Source organism: Microbacterium sp. PF5, from assembly GCF_004794315.1.
GTDB lineage: Bacteria > Actinomycetota > Actinomycetes > Actinomycetales > Microbacteriaceae > Microbacterium > Microbacterium sufflavum.
In genome coordinates this window covers 1-15,680 of the sequence record NZ_SSDQ01000135.1, presented here as the reverse complement: position 1 = coordinate 15,680, position 15,680 = coordinate 1, and the positions used below count along the sequence as shown (strand labels likewise).

Here is a 15,680-nt window from a genome sequence, read left to right as displayed (position 1 = left end):
CGGCGGCGGGAGCCTCGGCGGGTGCCGGAGCGGCGGGGGCCGCGGGTCCGGGCTTGGGTCCCGGCTTCGGGCCGGGGGTCGGTGCCGAGCTCTTCGCCGCGGGCTTGGGCCCGGGCTTGGCCGCCGCGGGCTCGCCGGACGCCTTGAGCGACGGGTCGGCCTCGATCGCGGCGCGCAGCTTGCGCGCCACCGGCGGCTCGACCGTCGACGACGGGCTCTTCACGAACTCGCCGAGCTCCTTGAGCTTCGCGAGGGCGACCTTGCTGTCGACGCCGAGTTCAGCGGCGATCTCATGTACGCGTGGTTTACCAGCCACAATTCTCCTGTCTGGGTCGGTCTGCCCAGACAGGGCAGACCATTAGTCGCGGACGGGTCTCATTTCGAGCCGTTCACTTTGTTTCCATAGCCGTTCAGCCTTTGGTTCTCAGCGGATGCTGTTCGATGGTCTGCGTGTCCAGAGTGGCGGACACACGGAGTGCACGTCCGAAAGCACGGCGCCGCAGGGCGGCATCCATGCATTCCTGTGTCGGATGCACCCACGCGCCTCGTCCCGGCAGGACAGCACGCTCATCGAGGACGAGGGTGTTGTTCTGGCTCACCACCCTGAGCAGGGCGGAGCGGGGAGCACGCGTGCGACAACCGACGCACATTCGTACGGGATCCATCTTACACCTGCGTTCCGTCCGCGTTCGCCCGCCCCGGGGCGTGGCGGGCCGCGGAGTCCGATCAGTCGAGGACGCTGTCCGGCTGGATGTCGATCTTCGCGCCGGTCAGCTTGGCGGCGAGGCGGGCGTTCTGCCCCTCCTTGCCGATCGCGAGGGACAACTGGTAGTCCGGCACGAGCGCCCTGACCGCCTTGGTGGAGGCGTCGAGCACGAACGAGCTCGTGACCTTCGCCGGTGACAGCGCATGGGCGACGAAGGTCGCGAGGTCGGGGTCGTGGTCGACGATGTCGATCTTCTCGCCGGACAGCTCCTCCGTGACGGCGCGTACGCGGCGCCCGAGCTCGCCGATGCACGCGCCCTTCGCGTTGATCGACGGGTCGTTCGCGCGCACGGCGATCTTCGTACGGTGACCGGCCTCCCGCGCGAGCGAGACGATCTCGACCAGTCCGGCTGCGATCTCCGGCACCTCGAGCGCGAACAGCTTGCGGACGAGGCCGGGGTGGGTGCGCGACACGGTGATCTGCGGCCCCTTGAGCCCCTTGGCGACGCTCGTGACGTACACGCGCAGACGCGAGCCGTGCGTGTACTCCTCGCCGGGCACCTGCTCCTCCGGCGGGAGGATCGCCTCGACCGAGCCGAGGTCGACGTGGATCATCCGCGGGTTGGGCCCCTGCTGGATGACGCCGGCGACGATGTCGCCCTCACGCCCCTTGAACTCGCCCAGCACGGCGTCGTCGGCGATGTCCCGGAGGCGCTGGCTGATGACCTGCTTGGCGGCGAAGGCGGCGATGCGCCCGAAGTCGTCGGGGGTCGCGTCCTCCTCGCCGATGACCGCGCCCTCCTCGTCGCGGACGACCTGCAGCACGGCGACGTGCCCGGTCGTACGGTCGAGCTCGACGCGGACGCCCTCGGGTGCGGCCCCCTCGGGCGACACGTGCTTGGAGTACGCGGTCAGGATCGCCTGCTCGATGATCGCGACGAGCTCGTCGAACGGGATCGCCTTCTCCTTCTCGATCCCTCGCAGCAGACTCAGTTCGATGTCCATGACGGCCTCCCTATTCAGCTCTCGTCGCGCCTGATCGCACGCGCGACATCCGTACAACGATACCGTGCGTCGGAGACCCCGGCCACGCGGCAGGGGCGGGGGCGGGTCAGGCGGTCGGGGCGGACGGCAGCGCGTTGATCGCCCCGATGAGGCGGAACAGGTTGCCGACCTGGCGCTGATCCAGGTGCAGCATCAGACGCGGCAGGTCGAGGCGATCGTCGTCGGCCGCCTCGGGCGGCAGCGGTGGCGTCCGCTCGATGCGACCGTCCGACAGCATCGAGCCGAACGCCTCGTTCAGTTCCGCCACCTCGGCCTCGGTCGGTTCCGCGCGCAGCCGCAGCACCAGCGCGTCCCCCACCCAGCGCAGCGAATCGTAGTTGCGCCAGAAGCCCGTGATCTCCGCCCTCGCCGCCTCCACCGAATCGGTGATCACGACCCGATCGAAGTCGCCCTCCGAGATCACACCCATCGGCGCGAGGTGCTCGTCGACGAAGCGACGCATCCCCTCCCAGAACGACCCGCCCTTCTCGTCGAGCAGGACGATGGGCGTCGGCTCCGCCTTACCCGTCTGCTGGAGCGTGAGGAGCTCGAACATCTCGTCCAGCGTCCCGAACCCGCCGGGAAGGCAGAGGAACCCGCTCGACTCCTTGATCAGCATCAGCTTGCGCGTGAAGAAGTACTTCATCGCGACCACCTGGTCCTGACCTGCGACGACCGCGTTGGCCCTCTCCTCGAAGGGCAGCCGGATCGAGACACCGAGCGACAGCGCGGGGCCCGCTCCCTCCGCCGCGGCTTGCATGATCCCGGGGCCGGCGCCCGTGACCACCATCCAGCCATCGCGGGCGAGCGCGGCGGCCACGTCCCGCGCCTGCACGTACAGCGGATCGTCCTGGCGCGTGCGGGCGGAGCCGAACACCGTCACCTTCGGTACACCGCGGAACGGTGCGAACAGACGGAAGGCGTCGCGCATCTCGGCCAGCGCCGCCGAGGCGATCTTGAGGTCGAGGCGATCCGTGCCGTCCTCCCCCAGCTGCAGCGCGGTCCGGAGCATCCGCATCACCAGGCGCCGATCCGCGTGCACGCCCGCCTCGTCCAGCACGGCGTTGATCTCGGACGTGAGCGCGGGAGGAAGGGACTGTTCGGCCATGTCACCAGCGTGTCATGCTCGCACGCGATCGGGCCCCGCAACGCCGTCCGCGCGGCGGAGCACCACGCGCGGCGTCAGCACGCTCGTCCGCCCCTGTCAACGCCCCTGCGGCGGCGACCGGGCGGGGGCATCCTGGCTCCATGACCGAGATCACCGGACCTGAAGCCCTCGCCCGCGTCTCCGAGCTCGTGGAGGACATCGACATCACGATGCTCACCACCGTCGACGAGGACGGCCACCTCGTGAGCCGCCCGATGTCCACCCGGCAGATGGACGATGCGGGAGACATCTGGTTCTTCACCGCGGAGGACACCGAGAAGGTCGATGAGGCACGCCGCAACCACGACGTGGGGCTCGCGTACTGCGACTCCAAGGGCATGCGCTACGTCTCCGTCGCCGGAACCGCGGAGGTCGTGCACGACCGCGCCAAGATGGAAGAGCTCTACTCGCCGTCACTCGACATCTGGTTCGCCGACGGCCTGGAGACGCCGGGCATCGCCCTCCTGCGGGTCACCCCGCGGGTCACCGAGTTCTGGGAACCCGCCAAGGGGAAGATCGCGATGGCCGCCGGGGCGCTGAAAGCCCTCGTGACCCACGACACCCCGGACGACACCATGGATCACGGCCGCATCACCTGCTGAGCCGCGCGGTCACCGAGGTCAGCGCGACGTGAGTCGCGCGACCGCCTCCTCGATGGACAGCGCGTCACGCTCGCCGCTGCGCCGATCCCACAGCTCGACCTGTCCTTCGGCGGCACCGCGACCCACGATCAGGATGCGCGGCACACCGACGAGCTCGGCGTCGCCGAACTTGACGCCGGGCGAGACCTTCGGACGGTCGTCGTACAGGACATCGAGTCCCGCGCTCTCCAGCCGCTGCGAGATCTCCTCCGCGACGTCGAAGGCCACCTGGTCGCGGCCCGCCGCCACCACCTGGACGTCGAACGGGGAGACGGACGCGGGCCAGATCAGTCCCTTGTCGTCGTTGTTCAGCTCGGCGATGATCGCGAGGATGCGCGTGACACCGATGCCGTACGAGCCCATCGTCACCGTCACGAGCTTGCCGTTCTCGTTCAACACCTTCAGTCCCAGCGCCTCGGCGTACTTGCGACCGAGCTGGAAGACGTGGCCGATCTCCATGCCGCGCGCGAGCTCGACCGGACCGGAGCCGTCGGGCGCGGGGTCACCCGCGCGCACGTTCGCGATCTCGACGATGCCGTCGGCGGCGAAGTCGCGGCCCATCACGACGGAGTGGGCGTGCTTCTGGTCGATGTTCGCCCCGGTGATCCAGCTGGTGCCCTCGCTCACCCGCGGGTCGACGAGGTACCGGATGCCGGTGGCGGACTCCTCCCCCAGCACCGCGCCCGTGGGTGACCACGGACCGATGTAGCCCTTGACGAGCAGAGGGTTGTTCTCGAAGTCGTCCGCGGTCGCGGTCTCGACCTCGGCGGGAGCGAAGGCGACCTCGGCGCGCTTCTCGTCCACCTCGCGGTCGCCAGGGATGCCCACGATGACGAGTTCGCGGGTGCCGTCGAGGTGCGTCAGCGCGAGCACGACGTTCTTGAGCGTGTCCGCCGCCGTGTACTCGCCCTCCAGCTCACGGTTGCAGTGCGAGACGAGCGTCTCGATGGTGGGGGTGTCGGGCGAGTCGAAGATCACCGGAGTCGCGTCGGCGTCGAACGGCACGGGCGCAGGCACCTCGGTCGTGAACGCTTCCACGTTCGCCGCGTAACCACCGGCGCTGCGCACGAACGTGTCCTCGCCGACGGGGGTGGGGTGGAGGAACTCCTCACTGCGCGAGCCGCCCATCGCGCCCGCATCCGCCTGCACGATCACGTACTCGAGTCCCAGGCGCTGGAAGATCCGCTCGTAGGCGTCGCGCTGAGACTGGTAGCTCACGTCCAACCCCTCGTCCGAGGCGTCGAACGAGTAGGCGTCCTTCATCGTGAACTCGCGGCCGCGGAGCAGGCCGGCGCGGGGCCGCGCCTCGTCGCGGTACTTGTCCTGGATCTGGTAGATCGTCAGCGGCAGGTCCTTGTACGACGAGTACAGGTCCTTCACGAGCAGGGTGAAGGCCTCCTCGTGCGTCGGGGCGAGCAGGTAGTCGCCCCCCTTGCGGTCCTGGAGGCGGAACAGCAGATCGCCGTATTCCTCCCAGCGACCCGTCGCCTCGTAAGCCTCCCGCGGCATCAGCGCCGGGAAGTGCACCTCCTGGGCACCCGCGGCGGCCATCTCCTCGCGGATGACCGTCTCGATCTTGGCCTTCACCCGCAGCCCGAGCGGCAGCCACGCGAAGATGCCCGCGGCCTGCGGTCGGATGTAGCCGGCGCGGATCAGCAGCTTGTGACTGGCGACCTCTGCACCGGCAGGGTCTTCACGGAGTGTACGGAGGAAGAAGTTCGAGAGACGAGTGACCACGGCTCAAGTGTAGTGAGCCGTGGTCCCCCGTCCCGCCGCGTCAGTTCAGGGCGGGCAGGCCCTGCGGGACGACGCCGCCCGCGTACAGGCTCTCGGCCAGCTCCTGGAGCGCCGTGAGCGCGACCCGCTGCGGCAGCGGACCGTACGAGATGCGGGCGACGCCGAGCTTCTCGTACTCCGAGGCGGCGAGCGCACCGGGGATGCCGATGACGCTCACCTTGCGCTCGCCGATGCCCTCGACGAGCTGCCGCGTCACGTTCGCGTCGAGGATCCCGGGCACGAACACGGCCGTCGCTCCCGCGTCGAGGAAAGCGCGGCCGCGCTGGATCGCATCGGCGACGCTCTCCTGGACGGGACGGTGCCCCGCGCGCACGAACGCGTCGGTGCGGGCGTTGAGCGCGAACGGCACGCCCTCCGCCTCGGCCGCCTTCACGATCGCCTCGACCGCGGCCACCGACTCGTCGAGCGGCTTCAGCCGGTCTTCGACGTTCGCCCCGACGACACCGGCGGCGATCGCGAGCCGCGTGGTCTCCCCCGCGTCGCCGTAGCCGTCGTCGAGGTCGGCGGTGACCGGGACCTGCACGGCGGCGGCGATGCGTCCCACCATGTCGATCATCAGCTCGCGCGGGGTGGAGCCGTCGTCGTAGCCGAAGGTCGCGGCGATGCCGTGTCCGGCGGTCGCGATCGCCTTCGTCTCGGGCAGAGCGGCGACCGCGCGCGCCGACACGACGTCCCACACGTTCACCACGCGGAGGATCTCCGGCGCGTCATAGAGTCCGACAAGGGTCTGAGCCTTCGCAGCAGTGGTCATGTCCCCACGCTAACGCCCGGCACGGACGCGAGGGCCGCAGCGGTGGGGACGATGTCTCGGCCCGGTCGCGGGGCGCCGACGGATGCTGAGGGTCGGCATCCCCCCATGCCGACCCTCTGTCCCCTGTGCGTTCAGGCGGTGAGCACCACCTTCAGCGCCTTCGTCTCCGCGGCCCGCGCGAACGTGTCGTACGCCTGTTCGATGGCGTCCAGCGCGAAGCGGTGACTGACGAACACCGCCGGGTCGATCCGACCCTCGGCGACGAGCCGGGTGAGCATGCGCGCCGTGTCGGCGTTCACCAGGCCCGTCGTGATGGTGAGGTTCTGGATCCACAGGCGATCGATCGGGAAGTCGACGGGTGCGCCGTGGACTCCGACGTTGGCGACGTGCCCGCCGGGGCGCACGATGTCCAGCGCCATGCCCCAGGTCGCCGGAACACCCACGGCTTCGATCGCGACGTCGACGCCGAGCCCGTCGGTCAGGGCGAGCACCTGATCGCGCCAGTCCTCGGCGCCGGCGACCACGCCGTGCGTGGCCCCGAAGAGTCTGGACTGCTCGACACGGTTCGCGTCGAGGTCGATCGCGATGATCTTGCTCGGCCCGTAGAGCTGCGCGGTCATGATCGCCGCGAGGCCCACCGGCCCGGTGCCGACGACGGCGACCACGTCGCCCGCCTTCACGCCGCCGTACTGCACCCCGATCTCGTGGCCCGTGGGAAGGATGTCGCTGAGCACGACCGCCGTCTCGGCGGAGACGCCATCCGGAAGCCGGTGCAGCGAGGTCTCGGCGAACGGGATCCGCACCAGCTCCGCCTGCGTGCCGTCGATCAGGTGCCCGAGGATCCAGCCGATCCCCGACGCCCCCTCCTCGGCTCGGCAGTGCGATGCCAGCCCGGCGGTGCAGAAGTCGCACTTCCCGCACGAGGTGATGCACGAGATGATCACGCGGTCCCCCACGGCGAGATCGGTCACGGCTCCTCCGACCTCGGTGATCACCCCGACACCCTCGTGACCGAGGATGCGCCCCTCGGTCACGGCCGGGACATCGCCCTTGAGGATGTGCAGGTCGGTGCCGCAGATGGTCGTGGCCTCGATGCGGACGATCGCGTCGGTCGGCGCCAGGATGGTCGGATCCGGAACCTCCTCCCATCGCTTCTCTCCGGCTCCGTGGTAGACGAGTGCTTTCATGGCTGTCCCTTCCGGCGTCACCCTGACGTCGTCGGTGAAATGTTACGCGCCACCACCGACAGAACGCCTCCGGAGATCGGGTCTTCTCGGCCTAGGGTGGGAGCTATGCCTCAGCGCCGGTCCCATGTCGCTCCCTCCGCCGCCCAGACCGAGCTCGCCGCCGCGCTCGCCGACCTCCGCGAAGCGCTCGACGCCCCCACCTCGTTCCCGCCCGACGTGCTCGCCGAGGCCGAGCGCGCCAGCGGATCCACACCCGAGCTCGACCTACGCGACATCCCCTTCGCGACGCTCGACCCGGCGGGCTCGCGCGACCTCGATCAGGCCTTCCACCTGGAGAAGACCTCGTCGGGGTACACCGTGCGCTACGCGATCGCGGACGTCCCCGGTTTCGTCGAGCCCGGCGGGGCGGTCGATGCGGAAGCGCGTCGGCGCGGACAGACCCTGTACGCGGCGGACGGCACGATCCCGCTGCACCCTCCCGTGCTCAGCGAGGACCGCGCCTCCCTCCTCGCCGACGCCGACCGCCCCGCGCTGGTGTGGACCTTCGCGCTGGACGAGACCGGGGAGGTCGGCGACTTCCGGCTCGAACGGGCGCTCATCCGCTCCCGCGCCCAGCTCGACTACGCGACGACGCAGGCCGCCCTCGATCGCGGCGAGGGTGGACCAGCGGCGCTCCTCCCGGAGATCGGCGCCCTTCGGCTCGAGCGGGAGCGGAAGCGTGGCGGGGCCAGCCTCAACCTTCCCGACGAGGAGGTCGTGCGCGCGGAGGACGGCAGCTACGCGATCGTGCGTCGCCGTCCCCTCCCGATCGAGGAGGCGAACGCTCAGCTGTCGATCATGACGGGGATGGCGGCAGCGCAGCTGATGCTGGGTGCGGGCGTCGGCATCCTGCGCACGATGCCGGAGCCCGACGATGCCGCCTTCGAGACGTTCCGCCTGCAGACGATCGCCCTCGGTCGCCCGTGGACCGACGGCACCTATGGCGAGTTCCTGCGCGGTCTGGACAGGGACGACCCGCTGACGCTGCCCGTGCTCGAAGCCGCGTCGTCACTGTTCCGCGGCGCGGGCTATCGGGTGTTCGACGGCACGGCTCCGGACGACGCCGTCCAGGCCGCCATCGCCGCCCCCTACGCGCATGCGACCGCGCCCCTGCGGCGACTCGTCGACCGGTGGTCGCTGGCGATCTGCCTGGCGGTCTCGAGCGGCGCACCCGTACCGGCATGGGTGCGTGACTCGCTCGCCGATCTGCCAGGCCTGATGCAGGAGTCCGGTCAGCGCGCCTCCCGGCTGGCGTCCGGGACCGTCAACGCCGTGGAGGCGGCGCTGCTGACCCCGCTGGTCGGCACCGAGCTCGACGCCACCGTCGTCGAGGATCGCGGCGAGCGCGTGACCATCCAGATCGCCGAGCCCGCGGTCACGGCGAGCGCCCCCGCTCCCGTCGGCGTGAAGCCGGGCGATCGCCTCCGCGTGCGCGTGGCGCGCGCGGACATCGCGAAGGGCGAGGTGGAGTTCGCGGGCGTCGCCGAAGAGTTCAGGCCGCGGGAGTCGCGGTCGTCGTCATGACGAGCAGCTGAGGATCCGACAGGTCCAACGCCACCCGGATCGCGACGAACTCGTCGAGCGAGCGCGCGTGGGTGCCCCCGCACAGGATCACGGCCTCGCCCTCCGGCAGCTCGCAGTGCCAGCGGCGACGGTCCACGATCGTCGGACCCTCGGTCTCGACGCGGCTCGCGGCGGCGGACTCGACCCACGCCTCGAGCTGTGCGTTGATCCGCTGTTCGCGGTCGGCGAGGGTCGACGCGAAGGTCTCGGTGTCGAAGCCGGCGCGGCGCAGGCTCTTGCCCAGGCGGTACTCGTCGACGGCGCCATCCGCGTGGATGCGGCTCGTCTGGTTGGCGCGCCCCTCGAAATCGGGGGTGCCGAGGGCGTCGGCGCCCGGGTCCTTGCGCCACAGGTCGGCGACCGCGAGGTCGAGGGCGAGGGACGCGAGATGACAGGCGGTGTGCCCGCGGCTCAGGCCAGCGCGACGGTCTGCATCGACGTCCAGCCGCGCGGCGACCCCGGGCACCAGGGCCGCCGGGGCGTCGCCCGTGAGGCGGTGGCCGACCAGCCAGGTCCACCCTTCCGCCCCGCGCTTGACAGGGATGTCGGCACCCACCGCGAACGTGCCGTCGTCGGACACGGCCGCCATGACGGCCTCTGCCACGGCCACGGAGGAGCCGTCGACCGTGAGGGTCCCGGCATCACCCGGCTGGTCGGGCCAGGTGTGGTCGACGGGGTGGAACGGGGTCTCGTCCACCACGACCACCACGCCCTCCGGCGCCCTCTCGACGTGGGTGACGACGCCCTCTCCACTCGTGGAGCCGGTGGCGAAGGTCACGACGGTGGGCGAGGACATGCTTCTCCTGTGCGGTACGGCGGGGATGGCGATCGGGGTGCGGACGACGGTCAGGCCGTGACGACCTGCGCGGTGCCGAGCGGTGCGTCCGGGCCCATCTCGGCGGCGATGCGGTTCGCCTCCTCGATCAGCGTCGCGACGATGTCCTCTTCGGGCACGGTCTTGATGACCTCGCCCTTCACGAAGATCTGTCCCTTGCCGTTGCCGGAGGCGACGCCCAGGTCGGCCTCGCGGGCCTCACCGGGACCGTTCACGACGCAGCCCATGACGGCGACACGCAGCGGCACCGTCATGTCCTTGAGACCCTCGGTCACGTCTTCCGCGAGCGTGTACACGTCGACCTGTGCGCGACCGCACGACGGGCACGACACGATCTCGAGCTTGCGCTCCCGCAGGTTCAGCGACTGCAGGATCTGGTGGCCGACCTTCACCTCTTCGGCGGGCGGCGCCGACAGCGACACGCGGATGGTGTCGCCGATGCCCTCACCGAGCAGGATGCCGAAGGCCGTCGCGCTCTTGATCGTGCCCTGGAACGCCGGCCCGGCCTCGGTCACGCCGAGGTGCAGGGGCCAGTCGCCCCGCTCGGCCAGGAGGCGGTACGCCTTGACCATGACGACCGGGTCGTTGTGCTTGACGGAGATCTTGAAATCGTGGAAGTCGTGCTCCTCGAACAGGGACGCCTCCCAGACCGCGCTCTCGACGAGCGCCTCGGGCGTGGCCTTGCCGTACTTCTCCAGCAGGCGGCGGTCGAGGGACCCGGCGTTCACGCCGATCCGCAGCGAGACACCCGCGTCCTGCGCCGCCTTGGCGATCGCGCCCACCTGATCGTCGAACTTCCGGATGTTGCCCGGGTTCACCCGCACGGCCGCGCAGCCCGCATCGATCGCCTGGAACACGTACTTCGGCTGGAAGTGGATGTCGGCGATCACCGGGATCTGGCTCTTCTTCGCGATGATGTGCAGCACGTCGGCGTCGTCCTGGGACGGCACGGCGACGCGCACGATCTCGCACCCGGAGGCGGTGAGCTCGGCGATCTGCTGCAGGGTCCCGTTGATGTCGGTCGTCTTGGTGGTCGTCATCGACTGCACGCTGACGGGGGCGTCGCCGCCCACGAGCACCTTGCCGACCTTGATCTGGCGGGACTTGCGGCGCGGGGCGAGGACTTCGGGGATGCGAGGCATCCCAAGGTTCACAGCTGGCACCCCCTCAGCCTACGCCGCCCGGATGCGCGCGGGCTGGATGCGCGGCCCGTCATCCGCCCGGGTCGCGGGTGCCGCGTGTGGTAGTTTCGCCCCATGCTCGCGAACCTCACCTGGTGGCCCGCCTCCTAGGCGGTGTTCGCGTTCCCACGAATCCAGACCGCCTCCGGGGCGGTCTTTTCGTTGCGCCGAGCCGGAGCCCTGCACAGGAGACATCGATGACCCTCTCACGACTCGCCGAGCTCAGCGCCGATCCGGCCGCATCCTTCGTGCTCATCGCGCGCGACGGCGCCGACTCCGTCGAGCTGCTCACGGGCGAGGTCGTCGACGTCGACCTGCTCGCCGACATCCCGCTCACCGCGGACGGCGTCCCGCGTGAGGTGTTCGCGCTGGTGCCCTACCGCCAGGTGCGCGAGCGCGGCTTCGTCGCGCAGGACGACGGCGCTCCCCTGCGCTGCATCGTGGTGGACGAGCACCTGCACCTGCCGACGCCTGCGGTGCTCGATGCGCTGCCGACCTCGTCGGTCCCCCTGCACGACGGCGGCTTCGACATCGCTGACGAGGAGTACGCGGCCATCGTCGAGACGGTCATCTCCGACGAGATCGGACGCGGCGAGGGCGCGAACTTCGTGATCCGCCGCGACTACACCGCCAGCATCGACACCGACGACCGCACGGCCGCCCTCACGTGGTTCCGTGCCCTGCTCGCGCATGAGCGCGGGGCGTACTGGACGTTCGCGGTGGTCACCCCGGGGCGGATCGCGGTCGGCGCGAGCCCGGAGGCGCACGTCGTCGCGCGTGAGGGCGTCGTCACCATGAACCCCATCTCCGGCACCTTCCGGCACCCGGCCGGGGGCTCGACCAAGGGGACCCTCGCCGACTTCCTCGCCTCCACCAAGGAGACCGAGGAGCTGTTCATGGTGGTGGACGAGGAGCTCAAGATGATGAGCGCCGTCTGCGCCGACGGCGGGCGCATCACCGGCCCGCACCTCAAGGAGATGTCCCGCCTCACCCACACGGAGTACATGCTCCGCGGACGCAGCGGCATGGATCCGCGCGACATCCTCCGCGAGACGATGTTCGCTCCCACGGTCACGGGCTCACCGATGCAGAACGCGTGCGCGGTGATCCGTCGCCACGAGAAGAAGCCCCGCGGCTACTACTCGGGCGTCGCAGCGCTGTTCACCCCGAACGCCGACGGCGGGCACGACCTCGACGCCCCGATCCTCATCCGGACCGTGTATCTCGCCGACGGCGAGCTCAGCGTCCCCGTCGGCGCGACCCTCGTGCGCCACTCCGACCCGCACGGCGAGGTGTCCGAGACCCACGGCAAGGCGGCGGGCGTGCTCGGCGCCATCGGGGCGATCGACCGCGACCGTGCGGCCGAGGCTCGCAGCGACGCCGATGCCCCCGGTGCACGCCGCTCCCTCGCCGACGACCCGGAGATCGCCGCGCTGCTGTCCTCCCGCAACGCCCGCCTCGCCGAGTTCTGGCTGAACCCGCAGGGCGAGGAGTTCACCGGCCCGTTCACGGGGCGCTCCGCCCTCGTGGTCGATGCCGAGGATCGCTTCACCACGATGCTCGCCCACCAGCTGCGTCACCTCGGCCTGGACGTGACGATCTCCGCCTGGGATGCCGTGACCGACGACGCAGTGGCCGCGGCCGACCTCGTCGTCGCGGGCCCCGGCCCCGGCGACCCCCGCGATACCGGCAGCGCGCGGATCGCCCGGATGCGCGCGGTCGTGGAGCGACGGCTCGACGCCGAGGCCCCCCTGCTCGCCGTGTGCCTGAGCCACCAGATCCTCGCGGACCGTCAGGGCGCAGCGCTGGTCCCGCTGGCCGCCCCGCATCAGGGACTGCAGAAGTCGGTGCCCGTGTTCGGCGAGGACGCCTCGATCGGGTTCTACAACACCTTCACCGCGCGTGTGACACCCGGTGCCACGCGGATCGGGGATGCGGAGGTCTCCGCCGACCCGGGCTCCGGCGACGTGTTCGCACTCCGCGGCCCGCGCTTCGCGTCCGTGCAGGGACACCTGGAGTCGATCCTGTCGCGCGACGGCATCCGCACGCTCGAACGCCTGGTGTCGTACGCCCTCGCGTGACCGGCGCCGGTGGCGGGCCGGTCAGCCGAGCAGCTTGACGGGGTTGAACAGGTCGGCGACGAGGAGCAGCGCGCCCATCCCGATCAGCAGGACGGCCACCACCACCGTCAGCGGCACCAGCCGGGTGGCGTCCACGGGTGCGGGCGGCGGGCGCCGGAAGAGCTTCGCCCATGCCCGCTTGATCCCCTCCCACAGCGCGACCACGATGTGACCGCCGTCGAGCGGCAGCAGCGGGATCAGGTTGAACACGAACAGCGCCACGTTGAGCGACCCCAACAGCCCCAGGAGGACGGCGAACCGGTTGAGGATCGGGGCATCGGTCGCCGCGACCTCGCCGGCCAGGCGCCCGACGCCGACGACGCTCAACGGGCCGTTCGGGTCGCGTTCACCCCCGGTGACCAGGGACACACCCACATCCCACAACCGCACGGGCAGTGTGACGATGAGCGACGCCACCCTCGCGACGTTCTCGGCGGCCATCTCCGGTCCGGCGCTCAGCGGCTGTTGCACGAAGCCCATCTGCGAGATCATCCCCGCGTACCCGACCTCGCGCACGACCGGGTCGCCCTGATCGTCGAGCACGGGCCGCCCGCTCGCGTCGGTGATGGTGCGCTCCGCCGCGATGGGCGTGAGGCTCAGCGTCTGCTCGGCCCCGTCGCGGCGCACCACCAGCTCGAGCGTCTCGCCGGGCGAGGCCTGGACGATCGTCGTCGCCTGCTCGAAGGTCGACACGGGCTGACCGTCGATCGACACCAGCACGTCACCGGGTCGCACCCCCGCCTCCGCCGCGGGGGAATCCGGGTCGTCCGGGGCGCACTCGGTGGCGGTCGACGACGCGGGCACCACGCACTCGTTCACCGCGGAGATGGTCGTCGTCCCCTGCTGCACGCCGATGCCGCACACGAGCACCGTGAAGATCACCACGGCCAGGACCAGGTTCATCAGCGGACCGCCGAGCATCACGATCACGCGCTTCCACACCGGCAGCTTGTAGAAGACCCGGTCCTCCGCGCCCTCGGCGATCGTCTCGTCGTTGGCCGAGCGGGCGTCCTGGATGAGCGTGCGGAACGCCCCGGATGCCGGACGCTCCCCCTTCGACGACGGATACATGCCGGACATCGAGATGAACCCCCCGAGCGGGAGCAGCTTGAAGCCGTACTCGGTCTCGCCGATCCGCTTCGACCACAGCCGCGGGCCGAAGCCGATCATGTACTGGCCGACGCGCACGCCGAAGAGCTTCGCGGGGACGAGATGGCCGACCTCGTGCAGACCGATCGAGAGGCCGAGGCCGATCAGCATGAACAGGATGCCGCCCACATAGAGCAGGATTTCCACCCGCCCACGGTACTGCCCGCAGCTAGGAATCCGCCCCGCCCGCGCCGCTTGGCTAGGCTGGGATGGTGACCACCCGGCAGCTGCGACTCCTGCGCGCCGCCGCCGTGTCCGCCACCGCGACCCTCATCGCCGCGGTGTCCCACACCATCGGAGGCGGCGCGGCACCCCACCCGCTGCTGATCCTCGCGGTCACGGTGCTGTTCCTGGCACCGACCGCCGCCCTCCTCGGGCTCCGTCGGTCGCGCTGGCGCGTCGCGGTCGCCGTGCTCGTGTCTCAAGCCGTGTTCCACCTGGTGTTCCAGCTGCTCGGCTCCCCCACCGCGGACGTCGACGGCGCGATCGGCCCGCACGTCCATCACTTCGACCTGGCAGCGTTGAGCGGCACCGTCTCCGTCGCGCCCGTCGACGCGACGATGCTCCTCGCGCACGCCGGCGCCGCCGTGCTGACCACTTTGCTGGTGTGGCACGCCGAACGCCTCCTGCGGGCCGTCGCCGACTGGTTCCGCGCTCTCGTGCGTCGCGCGTCGCCGACGGGCTTCTCCGGCCATCGCCGCCCGACCCCGCTGCGTCCGCTGCGCTTCGCTCCCCTCGACCGTGCCGTGGCCGCCGCCGTCTCCCGGCGCGGCCCCCCGGTGTGCGCACGCGGCTGACCCGCCGCCCGAGAATCACGGCCGAACCCTCGGCCACCCTTTGCGCGCCCTCCGGCGCGCCCGCACACCTTTTCTGGAGAATCATGTCCCGTACCACCACGTCCCCTCGTCGTCCGCGCTCCCGCCGGGCCCTCGTCGCCACGACCGGCGCGCTCGGCGGGGTCGCCCTCGCCCTCGCGGTTCCGCTCATGGCGGGAGCCCACGTGTCCGTCAGCCCGGATGAGCTCGCCGCCGGCGACCACGGCGTGCTCACGTTCTCGTTCGCCCACGGCTGCGGCACCTCGCCGACCACGGCACTGCGCATCACCATGCCGGACGGCCTCACCTCCGTCGCCCCGACCCTGGACGGCGACTGGACCATCCAGGTCGAGCGCGGTGACGACGGCCTCGTGAGCGCCGTCACGTACACCGCGCTCACGCCGGTGCCGACCGACCTCCGCGGCGCGGTCAGCATGTCGGTCGGGCTCGACGAGAAGACGCCCGAGACGCTCGCCTTCCCGGTGGTGCAGCAGTGCGTCGACGGTGCGACCGAATGGACGCAGCTCGCCGAGGAGGGTGAGGACCCGCACGCGCTCGATGCCCCCGCTCCCGTCGTCACGGTCACGGATGCGGAGGCGTCGATGCATGGCGCCCACGGCGACGGGGAGGCGGACACCGCGGACGCCGACGCGGCCGCCACGGCCGCCGACCCGCTCGGCATCGCCCTCGGCACGGGCGGGCTCCT

At 71.0% G+C, this 15,680-nt stretch carries 15 protein-coding genes; 5 read left to right on the top strand and 10 right to left on the bottom strand.

Annotated features, from left to right (window positions below; all coding sequences use genetic code 11):
- The 4 genes from DW297_RS12550 to DW297_RS12535 form a co-directional block, all read right to left on the bottom strand.
- Positions 1-316 (bottom strand): translation initiation factor IF-2 N-terminal domain-containing protein (locus tag DW297_RS12550; RefSeq protein ID WP_205828293.1); only part of this gene is annotated, 316 nt, incomplete at its 3' end.
- A gap of 94 nt (positions 317-410) precedes the next feature.
- Entirely contained in the window at positions 411-650 is a 240-nt protein-coding gene (locus tag DW297_RS12545; RefSeq protein ID WP_240744613.1) for a YlxR family protein, read from the bottom strand.
- A gap of 76 nt (positions 651-726) precedes the next feature.
- Positions 727-1,710, bottom strand: coding sequence for a transcription termination factor NusA (gene nusA / locus DW297_RS12540; RefSeq protein WP_136032885.1), 984 nt, complete (start codon positions 1,708-1,710; stop codon positions 727-729).
- Between the two features lie 106 nt (positions 1,711-1,816).
- The gene (locus DW297_RS12535; RefSeq protein WP_136032883.1) at positions 1,817-2,857 is read right to left on the bottom strand and encodes an LOG family protein; all 1,041 of its coding nucleotides are present in this window, start codon (positions 2,855-2,857) and stop codon (positions 1,817-1,819) included.
- Positions 2,858-2,997: 140 nt separating this feature from the next.
- On the opposite strand from DW297_RS12535, the gene DW297_RS12530 reads away from it, so the two are divergent.
- The gene (locus DW297_RS12530; protein WP_136032881.1) at positions 2,998-3,498 is read left to right on the top strand and encodes a pyridoxamine 5'-phosphate oxidase family protein; all 501 of its coding nucleotides are present in this window, start codon (positions 2,998-3,000) and stop codon (positions 3,496-3,498) included.
- Positions 3,499-3,516: 18 nt separating this feature from the next.
- Here DW297_RS12530 and DW297_RS12525 read toward each other — a convergent pair whose 3' ends face one another.
- From DW297_RS12525 to DW297_RS12515, 3 genes are all read right to left on the bottom strand, one after another.
- Complete coding sequence (locus DW297_RS12525) at positions 3,517-5,274, bottom strand: proline--tRNA ligase (RefSeq protein ID WP_136032880.1); 1,758 nt, start codon at positions 5,272-5,274, stop codon at positions 3,517-3,519.
- 40 nt (positions 5,275-5,314) lie between these two features.
- Positions 5,315-6,085: an isocitrate lyase/PEP mutase family protein gene (locus DW297_RS12520; RefSeq protein WP_136032878.1), complete on the bottom strand. Its 771-nt coding sequence runs from the start codon at positions 6,083-6,085 to the stop codon at positions 5,315-5,317.
- A 131-nt stretch (positions 6,086-6,216) separates the two neighbouring features.
- Positions 6,217-7,272, bottom strand: a complete 1,056-nt coding sequence (locus tag DW297_RS12515) for a zinc-dependent alcohol dehydrogenase family protein (protein ID WP_136032876.1) — start codon at positions 7,270-7,272, stop codon at positions 6,217-6,219.
- 105 nt (positions 7,273-7,377) lie between these two features.
- Between DW297_RS12515 and DW297_RS12510 the strand changes: the two genes are divergently transcribed.
- Positions 7,378-8,835, top strand: a complete 1,458-nt coding sequence (locus DW297_RS12510) for an RNB domain-containing ribonuclease (RefSeq protein ID WP_136032873.1) — start codon at positions 7,378-7,380, stop codon at positions 8,833-8,835.
- On the opposite strand, the gene DW297_RS12505 is transcribed toward DW297_RS12510, so the two are convergent.
- Together DW297_RS12505 and ispG are read right to left on the bottom strand one after the other, a co-directional pair.
- Positions 8,804-9,670: a hypothetical protein gene (locus DW297_RS12505; RefSeq protein WP_136032872.1), complete on the bottom strand. Its 867-nt coding sequence runs from the start codon at positions 9,668-9,670 to the stop codon at positions 8,804-8,806. The genes DW297_RS12510 and DW297_RS12505 overlap by 32 nt on opposite strands.
- Positions 9,671-9,720: 50 nt before the next feature.
- Positions 9,721-10,872 carry a flavodoxin-dependent (E)-4-hydroxy-3-methylbut-2-enyl-diphosphate synthase gene (gene ispG / locus DW297_RS12500; protein ID WP_205812722.1) on the bottom strand — a complete coding sequence of 384 codons (1,152 nt, stop codon included), beginning with the start codon at positions 10,870-10,872 and terminating at the stop codon, positions 9,721-9,723.
- Positions 10,873-11,087: 215 nt separating this feature from the next.
- On the opposite strand from ispG, the gene DW297_RS12495 reads away from it, so the two are divergent.
- Entirely contained in the window at positions 11,088-12,971 is a 1,884-nt protein-coding gene (locus DW297_RS12495) for a chorismate-binding protein (protein WP_136032870.1), read from the top strand.
- A gap of 21 nt (positions 12,972-12,992) precedes the next feature.
- On the opposite strand, the gene DW297_RS12490 is transcribed toward DW297_RS12495, so the two are convergent.
- Positions 12,993-14,306: a M50 family metallopeptidase gene (locus DW297_RS12490; RefSeq protein WP_136032868.1), complete on the bottom strand. Its 1,314-nt coding sequence runs from the start codon at positions 14,304-14,306 to the stop codon at positions 12,993-12,995.
- Between the two features lie 65 nt (positions 14,307-14,371).
- On the opposite strand from DW297_RS12490, the gene DW297_RS12485 reads away from it, so the two are divergent.
- On the top strand, positions 14,372-14,956 hold the full coding sequence (locus tag DW297_RS12485; RefSeq protein WP_136032867.1) for a hypothetical protein: 585 nt from the start codon (positions 14,372-14,374) through the stop codon (positions 14,954-14,956).
- A gap of 83 nt (positions 14,957-15,039) precedes the next feature.
- Positions 15,040-15,680: YcnI family copper-binding membrane protein (locus tag DW297_RS12480; RefSeq protein WP_136032865.1), on the top strand; the 641-nt coding region annotated here is incomplete at its 3' end.

What these genes read in the sequence shown, in the direction of transcription:
- nusA (WP_136032885.1), bottom strand. Translation starts at nt 1,710, where the DNA reads ATGGACATCGAACTGAGTCTGCTGCGAGGGATCGAGAAGGAGAAGGCG.
- DW297_RS12515 (WP_136032876.1), bottom strand. Translation starts at nt 7,272, where the DNA reads ATGAAAGCACTCGTCTACCACGGAGCCGGAGAGAAGCGATGGGAGGAG.
- DW297_RS12520 (WP_136032878.1), bottom strand. Translation starts at nt 6,085, where the DNA reads ATGACCACTGCTGCGAAGGCTCAGACCCTTGTCGGACTCTATGACGCG.
- DW297_RS12510 (WP_136032873.1), top strand. Translation starts at nt 7,378, where the DNA reads ATGCCTCAGCGCCGGTCCCATGTCGCTCCCTCCGCCGCCCAGACCGAG.
- DW297_RS12545 (WP_240744613.1), bottom strand. Translation starts at nt 650, where the DNA reads ATGTGCGTCGGTTGTCGCACGCGTGCTCCCCGCTCCGCCCTGCTCAGG.
- DW297_RS12535 (WP_136032883.1), bottom strand. Translation starts at nt 2,857, where the DNA reads ATGGCCGAACAGTCCCTTCCTCCCGCGCTCACGTCCGAGATCAACGCC.
- DW297_RS12530 (WP_136032881.1), top strand. Translation starts at nt 2,998, where the DNA reads ATGACCGAGATCACCGGACCTGAAGCCCTCGCCCGCGTCTCCGAGCTC.
- DW297_RS12495 (WP_136032870.1), top strand. Translation starts at nt 11,088, where the DNA reads ATGACCCTCTCACGACTCGCCGAGCTCAGCGCCGATCCGGCCGCATCC.
- DW297_RS12505 (WP_136032872.1), bottom strand. Translation starts at nt 9,670, where the DNA reads ATGTCCTCGCCCACCGTCGTGACCTTCGCCACCGGCTCCACGAGTGGA.